Source organism: Neisseria sp. HMSC03D10, from assembly GCF_001807625.1.
Classification (GTDB): Bacteria; Pseudomonadota; Gammaproteobacteria; order Burkholderiales; family Neisseriaceae; genus Neisseria; species Neisseria mucosa.
Map to the genome: position 1 here is coordinate 1 of NZ_KV789490.1, position 13,900 is coordinate 13,900.

The 13,900-nt window shown below is 48.3% G+C and carries 16 protein-coding genes and 1 pseudogene; 1 reads left to right on the forward strand and 16 read right to left on the reverse strand.

The genetic code is table 11. The annotated features are described in order from the left end of the window. Positions 1–114 precede the first annotated feature (114 nt). From HMPREF3066_RS01005 to HMPREF3066_RS01050, 11 genes are all read right to left on the reverse strand, one after another. Positions 115–411, reverse strand: coding sequence for a hypothetical protein (locus tag HMPREF3066_RS01005; protein ID WP_070439879.1), 297 nt, complete (start codon positions 409–411; stop codon positions 115–117). 316 nt (positions 412–727) lie between these two features. Next, a complete protein-coding gene (locus HMPREF3066_RS01010; protein ID WP_070439881.1) occupies positions 728–1,363 on the reverse strand; it encodes a hypothetical protein in 636 nt (211 codons plus the stop codon). A 14-nt stretch (positions 1,364–1,377) separates the two neighbouring features. After that, positions 1,378–2,130, reverse strand: a complete 753-nt coding sequence (locus HMPREF3066_RS01015; RefSeq protein WP_070439883.1) for a PD-(D/E)XK nuclease family protein — start codon at positions 2,128–2,130, stop codon at positions 1,378–1,380. Positions 2,131–2,144: 14 nt separating this feature from the next. After that, positions 2,145–4,172 (reverse strand): excinuclease ABC subunit UvrB, encoded by a 2,028-nt coding sequence (gene uvrB, locus HMPREF3066_RS01020; protein ID WP_070439885.1) that lies wholly within the window; start codon positions 4,170–4,172, stop codon positions 2,145–2,147. Positions 4,173–4,262: 90 nt separating this feature from the next. Further along, positions 4,263–4,595, reverse strand: a complete 333-nt coding sequence (gene trxA / locus HMPREF3066_RS01025; RefSeq protein WP_019271474.1) for a thioredoxin TrxA — start codon at positions 4,593–4,595, stop codon at positions 4,263–4,265. Positions 4,596–4,745: 150 nt separating this feature from the next. Next, positions 4,746–6,293: an ABC transporter ATP-binding protein gene (locus tag HMPREF3066_RS01030; protein ID WP_070439887.1), complete on the reverse strand. Its 1,548-nt coding sequence runs from the start codon at positions 6,291–6,293 to the stop codon at positions 4,746–4,748. A 185-nt stretch (positions 6,294–6,478) separates the two neighbouring features. Beyond that, positions 6,479–8,020 carry a fatty acid--CoA ligase gene (locus HMPREF3066_RS01035; RefSeq protein ID WP_070439889.1) on the reverse strand — a complete coding sequence of 514 codons (1,542 nt, stop codon included), beginning with the start codon at positions 8,018–8,020 and terminating at the stop codon, positions 6,479–6,481. A 153-nt stretch (positions 8,021–8,173) separates the two neighbouring features. Then, positions 8,174–9,196 (reverse strand): ABC transporter permease, encoded by a 1,023-nt coding sequence (locus HMPREF3066_RS01040; RefSeq protein WP_070439891.1) that lies wholly within the window; start codon positions 9,194–9,196, stop codon positions 8,174–8,176. Positions 9,197–9,239: 43 nt separating this feature from the next. Then, the gene (locus HMPREF3066_RS13025; protein WP_167390275.1) at positions 9,240–9,416 is read right to left on the reverse strand and encodes a hypothetical protein; all 177 of its coding nucleotides are present in this window, start codon (positions 9,414–9,416) and stop codon (positions 9,240–9,242) included. 35 nt (positions 9,417–9,451) lie between these two features. Next, the gene (locus HMPREF3066_RS01045; protein ID WP_003740701.1) at positions 9,452–10,504 is read right to left on the reverse strand and encodes an ABC transporter permease subunit; all 1,053 of its coding nucleotides are present in this window, start codon (positions 10,502–10,504) and stop codon (positions 9,452–9,454) included. A gap of 91 nt (positions 10,505–10,595) precedes the next feature. Then, positions 10,596–11,246, reverse strand: coding sequence for a phospholipase D-like domain-containing protein (locus HMPREF3066_RS01050; RefSeq protein WP_070439893.1), 651 nt, complete (start codon positions 11,244–11,246; stop codon positions 10,596–10,598). On the opposite strand from HMPREF3066_RS01050, the gene HMPREF3066_RS13030 reads away from it, so the two are divergent. Continuing rightward, entirely contained in the window at positions 11,245–11,409 is a 165-nt protein-coding gene (locus HMPREF3066_RS13030; protein ID WP_168160636.1) for a hypothetical protein, read from the forward strand. The genes HMPREF3066_RS01050 and HMPREF3066_RS13030 overlap by 2 nt on opposite strands. Here the strand turns inward: HMPREF3066_RS13030 and HMPREF3066_RS01055 are convergent. The 5 genes and pseudogenes from HMPREF3066_RS01055 to HMPREF3066_RS01070 all read right to left on the reverse strand — a co-directional run bounded on the left by HMPREF3066_RS01055 (position 11,393) and on the right by HMPREF3066_RS01070 (position 13,667). Then, a complete protein-coding gene (locus HMPREF3066_RS01055) occupies positions 11,393–11,776 on the reverse strand; it encodes a hypothetical protein (protein WP_060975130.1) in 384 nt (127 codons plus the stop codon). The genes HMPREF3066_RS13030 and HMPREF3066_RS01055 overlap by 17 nt on opposite strands. Positions 11,777–11,780: 4 nt before the next feature. Beyond that, positions 11,781–11,957 (reverse strand): annotated as a pseudogene (locus HMPREF3066_RS11890) (deaminase domain-containing protein); the annotation flags it as partial. Then, complete coding sequence (locus HMPREF3066_RS01060; RefSeq protein ID WP_003757858.1) at positions 11,927–12,121, reverse strand: phospholipase D-like domain-containing protein; 195 nt, start codon at positions 12,119–12,121, stop codon at positions 11,927–11,929. The gene HMPREF3066_RS01060 and the pseudogene HMPREF3066_RS11890, both read right to left, overlap by 31 nt. A gap of 152 nt (positions 12,122–12,273) precedes the next feature. Continuing rightward, positions 12,274–13,203, reverse strand: coding sequence for a CobW family GTP-binding protein (locus HMPREF3066_RS01065; protein WP_060974892.1), 930 nt, complete (start codon positions 13,201–13,203; stop codon positions 12,274–12,276). Next, positions 13,191–13,667: a Fur family transcriptional regulator gene (locus tag HMPREF3066_RS01070; protein WP_049227861.1), complete on the reverse strand. Its 477-nt coding sequence runs from the start codon at positions 13,665–13,667 to the stop codon at positions 13,191–13,193. Before HMPREF3066_RS01070 ends, HMPREF3066_RS01065 begins: the two co-directional genes overlap by 13 nt. Positions 13,668–13,900: the final 233 nt, after the last annotated feature.

Here is a 13,900-nt window from a genome sequence, read left to right on the forward strand (position 1 = left end):
CCCGACGGGGTGAAAAATACAGTTGCTACACATCGGTTTTAAAGTTTGTACCGCTACAGGTAGGGTGTGTGGCGTAGCCACGCACGCGGTAGGAGGGATACAGGCTACGGCTTGCTACATGTCTTGTTGTAATTTGTGAAGTTCTTCCAAATAAATATCTTCCATAATATTTTTCATATCTAACACACCATCGTGAATATCCTCATGGGTATCATTTTGAATCCAATAAATGTCTACTAATTCTGTTGGACGATACATACCATATTTTTTTAATTCCATGCCTGATTTATCATTCTTCCGTAACTCACTCAATAAATGATTACTGGATGCTCTTCCATGTAAGTTTCTATCATCTTGAATGCTGATATATCCCCTATCTTTTAAAATATCTAATAAATATTCAATGCTCATTTATTATCTCCAAAGTTGCTGTGTTAAATAAAATATTTAATCTGCGCTTGCTATGCGTTATTATATTCGTTGGCTGAAATGAAACAAAGGTCGTCTGAAAACGGATTCACGGTTTTCAGACGACCTTTACGCTAAGAGATTTTCAGACGACGTTTAAGGTCGTCTGAAAGTTTGAAACAATGGTGTGAACGGCAAAGAACGCGTGCGTGCGTACCGCACACACCCTACGTCGGTTTAAAAGTTTGTACCGCCTGTATGGCGTAGCCGCGCACGCGGTTAGTATAGATGCAGGCTGCTGCTTGTTGAGGTATTAAGTCTAACTTTCTTGTAATTTGGAATGTTTCATTAACTTTTTGGCAATACCATCAAATACAGCTTGATGATTTTTTATTTTGTCTAAAGCATCAGAAAGCGGCTGCAAAGCCTGATCCTCATAATCAGGGTATTCTTCAATCAACAGTTTTAAGTCAAGTTGGATAGGTAAAAAAATTGTACGGTGTTCACTTGATCCCACTATATATTGAAACCCCACTTCCTTTAATTCAGGGTAATTTGCAAATTGATCTTGCATAAATTGCTTGGCTGTTTTGGCGGTAAAATTAAAATAATCTCGATTAAATCCAAAATGAATACCGTACTCGATGGTCTCACCATCGTCATATTTGGCAATGCCTGTACAAGCACTTAACCAGCTATAATCAATATCTATATTAGATTTTTTATTATCATATTTTTCACCCAAACAATACCAGATAGCATCTTGATTTTTTTTGTTACCAGGTTTTTTATGCCACCCGCTATTTTTCTTAAAATCCTCATACCAAGCGTTAAACTGATTTTCAATTTTCTCGTAAAACTGGACATCTATTTGTACCAAAAAACCATAAGATTTTTCCAACATTTCCAAGTTACTTAAAACTAACTTACCCAGTTCTCTTTCTACATTTTCCATAAATATTCCTTTCTTCAAAGGGTTTCAAAATGACGAGCCAAAGATAAAAATATCATTTTTCGAAAACTTTGTGCTTGATTCAATTCGTCATAGATAGTTTTTCTTATACTTTTAGCAATATCTTTCCAGCTCAAAACTACTACCTGCTTATGTAGGCTTTCATCTAAGGGGAGATAGCATCCTCTAGTCAGATACAGTAAACATTTATGCGGTTCAGAAGATTTGTCCAAGATATCCCGATACCTTTTTAATTGGCTTGTTTTACCGTCATACATTTCAGCAGCATCCACCTTCGCCTCAATTATCAAACGGCAATTTCGGCTTTTAATATCAATATCAAAACGTTCCGAAATATTGCCACAGTGTAAGGTTTCCTGATTAGTGGAGAAGCTTTCTTGCGTTAAATATCGAATAATTTCAGCAATACCGGCTTGTTGATCCAAATTTTTAAGCAGATTGATTAGAAATTTTCTCCCAAATCCGTGATCTGCATGCATATCAAGCAGCCAGCACAATACTTTGCAATTGCGCACTTCATAGCGCCCGAATTCTGCAAATTGCCAGATATTCATGGTCATACCACTGGATTTTAACTGTTGATAAGCTATATCAAATTCTTTCATAAAGGTCTGAAATTCGATATGTGAAATAGCCTTGGAATTATCAATGGTTGGTATGTTTTTTTTGCTCAGCAATAGTAAAGAATTTAAGCGATTAAATTCATTTAAAAAATGATTAAGCTGATCAATTAAATTATGTGTTTCCATGTACTTCTTTCTAGTCACTCCGCCCCAAAAAGTAAATTCTCCTTAATCCCACGAATCCTATCCCTTAACACAGCTGCCTCTTCAAACTGCAAATCCCTAGCCGCCTGCTGCATGGCTTTTTCCAGTTTGGCGATTTCTTTAATCGCGTCTTCTTCGTTGTGGATTTCGCCGACTTTAACTTTGTTTTTGCCTTTCAGACGACCTTTGCCGCTGTCTTCTTCGTGGTACACGCCGTCGATGATGTCTTTGACCTGTTTTTTAATCTGCTGCGGCACGATGCCGTGTTCTTTGTTGAATTTAATCTGTTTTTCGCGGCGGCGTTCGGTTTCGTCGATGGCGGCTTTCATGGAGTCGGTGATTTTGTCGGCGTACAGGATGGCGACGCCGTTCACGTTGCGCGCGGCGCGGCCTATGGTTTGAATCAAGCTGCGGTGGGAGCGCAGGAAGCCTTCTTTGTCGGCGTCGAGGATGGCGACGAGGGAGACTTCGGGGATGTCGAGGCCTTCGCGCAAGAGGTTGATGCCAACGAGTACGTCAAACAGGCCGAGCCGCAAATCTCTAATGATTTCAACACGCTCTACGGTATCGATGTCGCTGTGCAGATAGCGCACTTTGATGCCGAGTTCGCTGTAATAGTCGGTGAGTTGCTCCGCCATGCGTTTGGTGAGGGTGGTAACGAGCACGCGTTCGCCTTTTTGGATGCGGTCGTTGATTTCGCTCATTAAGTCATCGACTTGGGTGGCAACGGGGCGGATGATGATTTGGGGATCGACCAGCCCTGTGGGGCGGACGACTTGTTCGACCACTTGTCCGGCGTGTTCTTCTTCGTATTTGGCGGGGGTGGCGGAGACGAAGATGGTTTGCGGCATGACTTTTTCAAATTCGTGGAATTTGAGCGGGCGGTTGTCGCGGGCGGAAGGCAGGCGAAAGCCGTAATCGACGAGGTTTTGCTTGCGCGATGCGTCGCCTTTGTACATGCCGCCGATTTGGGTAACGGTAACGTGGCTTTCGTCGATGAACATGATGGCGTTGTCGGGCAGGTAGTCCATCAGCGTGGGCGGCGGTTCGCCTTCTTTTTTGCCGGAGAAGTGGCGGGAGTAGTTTTCGATGCCTTTGCAGAAGCCCATTTCGTAGAGCATTTCGAGGTCGAAGCGGGTGCGTTGTTCGATGCGTTGTTGTTCGATGGGGCGTTGTTCGCGGGCGAAAAATTCGATGCGCTCGCGCAGTTCTTCTTTGATGGACTCGCAGGCGCGCAATACGGTGTCGCGCGGGGTAACGTAGTGGCTGGATGGGAAGACGGTGTAGCGGCCGACGCGTTGGTGCAGGCTGCCTGAAAGCGGGTCGAACATATCGAGGCGGTCGATTTCGTCGTCAAACAGGCTGATGCGCAAGGCGTTTTCGGAGCTTTCGGCGGGGTACACGTCAATCACGTCGCCGCGTACGCGGAAGCTTCCGCGTTTGAAGTCCAAATCGCCGCGTTCGTACTGCATGGAAACGAGCGTGGCGATGATGTCGCGCTGCTCGATGGTGTCGCCTTCTTTGACGGACAACACCATTTGTTGGTATTCGGTCGGGTCGCCGATACCGTAAATGGCGGACACAGTGGCGACGATAATCACGTCGTCGCGCGTCATTAGGTTTTTGGTGGCGGAAAGGCGCATCTGCTCGATGTGTTCGTTGATCGCGCTGTCTTTTTCGATGAACAAGTCGCGGCTGGGTACATAGGCTTCGGGCTGGTAATAGTCATAGTAGGAGACGAAATATTCCACCGCGTTTTCTGGGAAAAACTCGCGCATTTCGGCATAAAGCTGGGCGGCAAGGGTCTTGTTGTGCGCCATAATGATGGCGGGGCGGCCGCTTTGGGCGATGACGTTCGCCATGGTGTAGGTTTTGCCCGAACCGGTTACGCCGAGCAGGGTTTGATAGGCCAGGCCGTCTGAAAGCCCTTCGAGCAGGCCGGCAATGGCGGTAGGCTGGTCGCCGGCGGGTGGGAAGGGCTGGTGGAGTTTGAAGGGGGAATTTGGGTATTGGATGACTTCCATATTGCCGCCTGTTTTTGGTTCGGGGAAATGGAGAATTATAGCAAAAAGGTCGTCTGAAAATTTTCAGACGACCTTTTGCGTTGTTGAAACTTAAGCCAAAGAAGCGTTTACAAATGCGGTCAATTGACCTTTTGCCAAAGCACCGACTTTGGTGGCGACGTTTTCGCCGTTTTTGAATACCATCAGCGTCGGGATACCGCGCACGCCGAATTTGGCGGGGGTGGCTTCGTTGTCGTCGATGTTGATTTTAACGACTTTCAGACGACCTTCAAATTCGGCGGCGATGTCGTCCAAGATCGGAGCGATCATTTTGCAAGGGCCGCACCAAGGTGCCCAGAAGTCCAGCAATACGGGAACGTCGGATTTCAAAACGTCTTGTTCGAAATTTGCATCGGTGGTGTGGATAATCAGTTCGCTGCTCATGAGTTTTTCCTTTTTGTGTCAAATTGAATCAGATGTTGTGCAGGATAGGGCTTGGGGCTGAAAATTTCAAGTGTCGCAAAAGTGTAATAGCTTTTTTGTAAGGTTGCCATCGGGATTGGCTAATGTTTTTCAGACGACCTATCCGACAGTTCAGCCTGCCCTAAAGCTCATCAGATGGCGCGTGTAATCGCTGGAAGGGTTGGCAAATACGGTTTCGCAGCCGCCCTCTTCGACGATTTTGCCGTCTTTCAACACCATCACGCGGTGCGACAGGGCGCGGATGACGGCGAGGTCGTGGCTGATGATGATGAGGCTGAGACCGTGTTGTTTTTGCAAATCGGCGAGCAGCTCCAGAATCTGTTGCTGCCATTGTACGTCGAGCGCGCTGGTGGGTTCGTCCAAAACAAGGATTTTCGGGCGGACGATGATGGCGCGGGCGATGGCGAGCCGCTGGCGTTGTCCGCCGGAAAAGGCGTGCGGATAGCGTTCGAGCGCATCTTCGGGCAGACCGACCTGCCGCAATACGTCTTGCACGCGCTGCCGCATTTCTGCGCGGGACAAATCGGGTTCGTGAACGCGCAGGGCTTCGGAAACGATATTAAAGACGTTCATGCGCGGGTTGAATGCGCCGAACGGGTCTTGGAACACCATTTGGATGTCGCGCCTTGATTCGCGCGTCCAGGCTTCGCCGTTGATTTTCAGACGACCTTCCGCGTCGATAAGGTGCATCACGGCTTTTGCCAGCGTGGTTTTACCGCAGCCGCTTTCGCCGATGATGCCCAGTGTTTCGCCCGCTTTCAAATCGAAGGAAACCGGCTCCAGCAGGGTTTTGCTGCGTTTTTTGAACCAGCCCGCCGTTTCTTTGACGGCAACGGAAAGCTGCTCCGCCTGCAAGACGGTGGCGGGGTTGTCCGCCAAAGGTACGACCTTGCGCGCGGCACCGGCGTTCAACAGCATTTGCGTGTATTCGTGTTGCGGACGGGCGAACACTTCCGCCGCTGCGCCCGTTTCGACAATGCGTCCGCCGCGCATCACGGCGACGTCGTCTGCAAAGCGGCGGACAAGGTTCAGGTCGTGGGTGATGTAGAGCATGGTCATGTTGTGCGCCTGCTGCAAGCGCGCCAACAAATCGAGAATCTGCGCCTGCACGGCGACATCCAAGGCGGTGGTCGGTTCGTCGGCAATCAGGAGCTTGGGTTCGGCGGCAACCGCCATCGCAATCATCGCCCGCTGCCGCTGTCCGCCGGAAAGCTGGAAGGGATAGGCAAAGGCTTTCTGCTCCGGCTCGCGGATGCCGGTTTCCGCCAAGAGTTCGACCGCCCTCGCCCATGCCTGTTTTTTGTCCAAGCCCAGATGCAGGGTCAGCACTTCGGCAATCTGCGCACCGACGCGCATCACGGGGTTGAGCGCGGTCATCGGCTCTTGAAACACCATGCCGATTTCCCGTCCGCGCAGCTTTTGCAGGGCGCGTTCGGATTGTGTCAGCAAATCGTTGCCGTCGAATTTCAGACGACCTTCAAACGACACCAGCGGATTCAGCCGCATAATGCCCTGCGCCAACACGGTTTTACCGCTGCCGCTCTCGCCGACCAATGCCAGTTTCCTGCCGGTCTGTACGGTCAGGCTGACATCGTGCAGGACTTGCTTGCCGGGGAAAAAGGCGTTTAGGTTTTCAATTTCAAGGATGGGTTTCGTCATGGTATCGAGGTCGTCTGAAAACGGGTGGAATCAAATCGGCATTACCCGCCGCACGGGCAGAAATCTTTACAAAGCAATAAGCCAATATCTGAGATGAACAAGAAACACGCCCAACAAACATCGGCTTTCTGCTTTTCAGACGACCTCTGATTCAAACCCGCAAACCGAGGTCGTCTGAACGCTTATTATTTCTGAAACTGCTCTTTCAACACCCGTTTCAACACTTTGCCCGTGGCGTTTTTCGGCAGTTCGTCTTTAAAGTAAATCTGTTTGGGGATTTTGAAATTCGCCAAATGTCCGCGCAAATGGGCGCGCACGTCGGCTTCGTCCAACGTTTCGCCGTCTTTGAGTTGGATAAAGGCGATGATTTCTTCGTCGGCGTATTGGTCTTTCACGCCGATGACGGCTGCGGCTTCGACGGCGTCGAGTTTGTAAATCGCCTCTTCGATTTCGCGCGGATAAACGTTTTGCCCTTTGGAAATAATCAGGTCTTTTTTGCGGTCGACGATAAAGATAAAGCCGTCTTCGTCTATCGTGACAAAATCGCCTGTTTTCAGCCAGCCGTTGACGATGGCTTCGTCCGTGGCATCGCGCATATTCAGGTATCCCTGCATGACCGAACCGCCTTTGACGATGAGTTCGCCCACTTCGCCCGTCGGCACTTCGACCAATTCGTCGTTGACGGCTTTGACTTCCAATCCGGGCAAGGCGATGCCGACACTGCGGGCTTTTTGCCTTTCGGGCGTGTTGACAGCGACGACGGGCGAGCATTCGCTCAAGCCGTAGCCTTCCAAAAGCTTGGCACGCGGGAACTTCGCTTTAAAGTCGAGGATGGTTTGTTCCGCCAAAGGCGCGCCGCCGCTGATAAACAGACGGACGCGGTTTAACCATCTGAAATACCAAGGGATTTTCGCTTTGCTCATGGCGGTGTAAATCGCGGGCACGCCCAAAAACACGGTCGCGCGTTTGAATAAAACCTGTTTCAAAACGTTGGAGAACGGGAAAACGGATTTCACCAAAATAATCGAACACGCCATATAAATCGGCAGCAACACCATGGCCGTCAGCGTAAAACTGTGGAACATCGGCAGGAACACGACGAAGCGGTCGCGTTTGGTAATCTTAAAGATGCGCTCGATGCCTTCAAGGTTGGAAAACAGGTTGCCATAGCTGATCAATGCGCCTTTGGGATGACCTGTCGTGCCGGAAGTGTAAATAATATGCGCCAAATCATCGATTTTCGGCTGGTGGCTCAAATCGGGCGTACCCGAAAAACGGCGCGCTTCTTCAAAACGCGCATCGGCTTCGTCCGCCGCTTTCGCCTCGCCTATCCAAATGATTTTCTCGACGCGGGTCTGTTTTTTCAGCCCCTTCAATTCTTTCTGCAAACCTGCCGAAGCAAACATAAACCGCGCTTTGCAGTCGTTCAAAATATACGCGTATTCGTTGTTTTTCAAAAACGTATTCATCGGTACGGCAACCGCGCCGATGGCGGAGACGGCAAAATAGGCGCTGATAAACTCCGGCGAATTGGATACCGCCAAAGCCACTTTGTCGCCGAATTTGACGCCCATATTTTGCAGATATGCGGCTACGGCATCGACTTCCTGCTTGAGCGCGTGGTAGGTGGTTTTTTCTTTGTCGTTGAACACCGCAGTACCTTTGCCGTTTTTACGGCAGGCAGCGGCCAGCATTTCGTAGAAATTTGTGTTGTGTGTTTGATTCATTGGAATTCTTCAAAAATTAAGTGAGTAAAATATTTTTGCGGTCGCGCCCATAAACAGGTTTTTCGCCCTGAAAACAAGCTCGGCCTGAAAAGCCATCTATATAGCAGGAAAATGAGCTATCGGCTATTTTATATTCATCCGCAATACGGAAAATCATCCCCTCGCGCGCACGTCAAACGCCTGACGCAAGCCCTCCCCTATCATCACCAGCAAAAGCAGCATAATCGTCAGCGTACCGACAGTGGACAAGCCTATCCACCAAGCGTCCAAGTTATCCTTGCCCTGCGCCAAGAGTTCGCCCAAGCTCGCCTGCGACGCGGGAACGCCCAAACCGAGGAAATCCAAGCTGGTCAGCGCAAGCACCGCGCCGGAGATGCGGAAAGGCAGAAACGCCAATACGGGCGTCAGGCTGTTGGGCAGGATGTGCCGCCACATAATCGCACGGTTACCCACGCCCATCGAACGCGCCGCCAAAACGTAATCCGCCTGACGGTTTTTCAAAAATTCGGCACGGACGTAGTCGGACAGCCCCATCCAACCAAACAGCGACAGCAACACCAGCAAAATCAACAAACTGGGATTGAAAAACGAAGACAGGATAATCAAGAGATAAAGCTCCGGCATCCCGCCCCAGATTTCGATAAAACGCTGCATCAAAAGGTCGGTCTTGCCGCCGAAATAACCCTGCACCGCGCCGGTAATCACGCCGATGACGGTCGTTACCAAAGTCAGCGCAAGGGCGAACAGCAGAGAATCGCGGAATCCGTAAACCAAACGCGCCAAGACATCGCGACCGCGGTCGTCCGTGCCGAGCAAGTGCCTTTCGGACGGACTTGCAGGGTCAGGCTGCGTGTCGAAATCATTGAGCGTATCGGCGTCGTAGGGATTGGGCAGATAAACGGCGTAATTACCGTTTGACGTGATGTTGCCGCGTATCAGCGGATCGAGGTAATCGGCAGGCGTGTCGAAATCGCCGCCAAACACGGTTTCGTTGTATTCGTTTACCAGCGGAAAATAATATTCGCCCTGATAACGTATCCACAAGGGCTTGTCGTTGCTCCACAAAGGCGCAAGCAGCGCGACGGCGAACAAAACGGCTAAAATCCGCAACGCGAACCAGCCGCGTTTGTGTTGCTTGAAAGCCTGCCAAGTGGGGTTTGAGGTGTGTGTTTTCATAATTGGATTGCACAAAGGTCGTCTGAATATTCAACCATGGAGATTACTTATAAGCCAACTTTTCCAATTCTGACTTATGCGCGGCAATTACGCGCTTTGCGCTATGCATGACCAACCGTTTGGTTGCTTCATCATCCTGCAATTCCATACGGACTACTTTTGCACCATCGTTTTTATGTTCGCGGCTTTCTTCAGAAATATCTTTTAAACGTTTAATCATATTTAACTCCATAATTCTTTAAGTTTTCAGACGACCTATTTCTGTCCGCCGAAATGAATGCGCGGATCGACCCACGAATAAGAAATATCCGACACCAATTTCGCCAGCAAACCCATCAGCGTGAACACATACAGCGTCCCCATCACCACCGGATAATCGCGCTTCATCACCGCCTCGTAGGAAAGCAGCCCCAGCCCGTCGAGCGAGAACAAGGTTTCAATCAGCAGGCTGCCGGTGAAAAACGCGCCGATAAAGGCAGCGGGGAAGCCGGTAATCAGCGGAATCATCGCGTTGCGGAAAACGTGTTTCCACAAAATTTGCTTTTCCGGCAAACCCTTGGCGCGGGCGGTATAGACATATTGGCGGCGAATTTCTTCAAGAAACACATTTTTTGTCAACACCGTCGTTACCGCCAGACTGCCCGCCACCGAAGCCGTAATCGGCAGCGCCATGTGCCACAGATAATCCTTGATTTTGCCCGCCCACGACAACGTGTCGAAATCATCGCCGACCAAACCACCCTGCGGGAACCACGCAAAAAAGCTGCCGCCGCCGAACAACACCAGCAGCACCAAACCCAACACAAACGGCGGTATGGTATAACCGACCAGCACCACCATCCCCGTTACCGCATCAAAACGGCTGCCGTCGCGCACCGCCTTGGCAATGCCCAACGGAATACAAATCAGATAAGTCAGGAAAAACGTCCACAAGCCCAAACTCATCGACACCGGCATTTTCTGTTTGACCAGCTCGAACACGGTTTCATGATGGAAAAAACTCTTGCCCAAATCAAAACGGGCAAACCGCCACACCATATCCGCAAACCGCGTCAACGGCGGCTTGTCGAAACCGTACAGCGCATTCAACGCCGCCAAATCTTCCGGACTGATGCGGTTGCCGTTTTTCATGATATTGCCCGCCGTCGCATTCACCGTCTCGCCGCTGACCGCACCATGCGTCAACTGCTGCACCATCTGCTCCACCGGCCCGCCCGGCACGAATTGGATAACGGCAAAAGTAATCGCCAAAATCCCCAACAGCGTGGGGATTAAGAGTAATAGGCGGTGGAGGATGTAACGGTACATGCTTGGGGTATTCCTCTATTTGGGTTTTAAGGTCGTCTGAAAAGTACGGATTGCTTTCAGACGACCTATACTTTTAATACTTGTAAAAAATTTAACTGATAAGCCAGCTAATAAACCTATCCAGCAAATCTTTCTGATTATTGCCAGCCGCTTCGACCATTTCCAATGTCAAACTATCCGGCCACACAATAAAATATCCGTAACGTCCTTTTTTGATAAACACACCGGCTTTCTTGCCTGTATCTGTCAAACGGTGGAACTTACCGTCTATTTCCTGCAAACCTGCATGACACAGTTTCGCATTGCATTCTTCCGTTGTTACTCCCCATTTTTCTGCCAGCTTAGCGACAGTCAATGTATCGTATTTTTTAGCAATTTCTATATTCTGATTTTTCTGCGAAACTTGCTCTTTTTCTACGACGTCAACTGAAATTTTAACTTCATCGCTAATACGGATAATACGCTGCGCTTCGCTATAAGCATCTTGATAGACTTCTCCATCTTCACTACGCTTCAGCAAGATACCCATTTCATTATTATTTACTTGGCTGAATTCATATAAATTCAGGCTTGTAATAATGCAAGCATCTTCGCTGACGTAACATTTTGCATGAAGATTCGGACAATAGCTTGTACGAACATAATTTAAATTTTTCAACCAAGCTGCCTCTGATGGCTGCAATTCACTTTTACCATACTGAAAAATTGTGAGCTTTTCAGACGGCATTGAGCCGTAAATCATGGAACGCGTGCGTGCTGAAGCACACACCTTACGCATGGATTTTAGGTTTCATGCAGGCTACAACTTGCTGCTGCGGCGGTATAAAAGTATTTTTAGTGATTTACCGTTTTTGGTATTTTTGCCCGACGGGGTTAAAAATACAGTTGCTATTCTTGCTGCATGATATTGGCAAAATTTAATTTAAATGTTTGTTGAATCTTGTTTACATCCTTAGCAAAAATATGATAGTCACTCGAAGAATAGATAGATTTTATTCTATCCAAATTAGTTTGTTGATAACATTTTTTCATTTCCGCGATGAAAAAATTATCTTTTCCTCTTTCATTGAGACAGTTATTTTCTAACAGATAGATTGCCCATGCTGTAAAAATAAATGTACTATCTTCCGGATATTCAGATAAATAAATTTCGAATTCAATTATAGAATATTCAGCTGCTTCAATTAATGTTATATCTAAATCTCTGACAAATTTTTCCGTTATATTTTTAAATAATTTCCTGAATTCTATATAATTTTTTATTTTTTCCATGATTCTATTTTCCTGTAAAAATATTTAATTGAATATTTGGATAGCGGTTTCTAAACTCTAAAATAACATTGCTGCAAGATTGACAGGCCTTTAATTCTGTAAATAGATCAATTCTACCTGATACATTACGATTATTTCCGAGTTGCTGTGCTATAGTTTCAAGTAATTTATATTCTCCATTACAATCCGCACATCGATTTTCATGCGGTCTTTGTCTTCTAAAAGCTCTTTTACCCTATCGTTTAATTTTAGATAAGGGCTAATCAAATAAAGCCGTTCCTGTGCATTTTTAATTAACTCCTCCAAGTAATACGTTGTACCGCTGGTATTTAAAAATTTTGCCATTTTCTTCTTTCCTGCAATGTTTATTTGATTTATTCGCGGGCAGAGCCCACGCTACGCAGTTGCTTTATATTATTCTGACAGTTGAAACAATAGACTTCACTATCGTTTAGGTCGTCTGAAAATTGCTGCGACAAACTTTCAGACGACCTTCCTTATTTCTCCAAAGCCTCTTGCAGTTTCTTCTCAATCAAATCCGCATCAAACGATTTGGCAATCAGCTCGAAGCGCGAGTCGCGCCGCCATGAGACTTGGTTAGCGCCCCACTGCCCGTCCACCCAGTTGAGCCACACCCATGTGCCAAGCACTTGGAACACGCCTTTGGCGCGGACGAGGCCGTCTGTGAATTTGGTCAGGTCGTTGAAGAAGTTGGTCAATTTTTCGCCGTCAAAATCGCGTCCGGCGGGGAATGTGAAACCTTGCGACTGAAATCCCATCGTGTTGTCCGGCAGGGCTTTGAGGCGGTAGCGTGATTTTTCGATGACGGGAATGTCAAGCCATTGGATGTCGAGCTGTGCATTTTGGACTTCGACCACTTTGGCTTTGGGCGGGAACAGTTTTGCCGCTTTGTCGTGAAATTCGGCAAGCTGTTCGGGGGTGCATAAATCGGTTTTGCTGGCGACCAATACGTCGCAGATGCCGATTTGGTCTTTATACAACGCCTGCTGCGCGTAATCGGGGTTGATGAACTGGCGCGGATCGACGACGGTAAAGACAGCGCCGATTTCCAAAAGGCTGTCCAGCGGTTTGGCTTTCAATTCGTCGATGACGCTGGCGGCGTGCGCCAGTCCGCTTGCCTCAATCATCAGGCGGTCGGGTTTGGCATCGCGCAGCATTTTCTGTACGGTTACGCCCATTTGCGGGCCGGCGGTGCAACACAAACAGCCGCCGGCGATTTCTGCCACGGGGATGCCGTTGTCGCTCAATACCGCCCCGTCAATACCGATTTCGCCAAACTCGTTGACGATGATGACCCATTTTTCATTCGGGTCTTTCTGCTCCATCAGGCTTTTAAGCGCGGTGGTTTTGCCTGTTCCCAGAAAACCTGAAATCAGGTGGACTTTGGTTTTTTTCACTTCTGACATTTTTTACAGATTCCAGTTAAAACAACGTGTTCTTCTTTCAGCGCAAAGCCGCTTTCGGCAACGCCTGCGCGCAATGCCGCCCATTCGTGGCTCAGGGTTTGCTCGTCCGCCGTGCCGCATTCGGTGCAGACCAAAATAAACGCGCTGTGGTGCGCTTCGGCTTCTTCGTGGTCGTGGCAATGGTCGTTGCACTCGTGCTGCGCGTGGCTGCACAAAATATAGCCATTGACCGCCGCCACTTTGTGCAAAACGCCCTGCTCCGCCCAAAAATCAAGGGCGCGGTAGGCCGTCGGCGGCGCAACCACGCCCTCGCTTTGCTGCTGCATCTGCGACAAGACGTTGTAGGCTTTAATCACGCCGCTTTGCTGCAAAACGATATCGAGTACCTGCTCTCGCAAAGCGGTTACCTGTACGCCGTCACGGCGTGCCTGTTCGAGGATTTTTTGTTTGATTGCGTGTTTCATAAAGGCTTTCAGACGACCTTAAAATTCTGAATGGAAAGGATTATATTATAACGTGTTTCCGTTTGGTTCAAACTGCTGTTGTTTTCAGGAGCGAAAAACATAGGGAAACACCCTTGGGAACAGCGAATAATAGTCCTCCTTCAAAATCCAAATACCTGGAAATAAGCCTGACATTTTACCGAGAGGAATAGCTCCTCCCCTTTGTATAGTCAATTAAAAACAAAATAGTACAA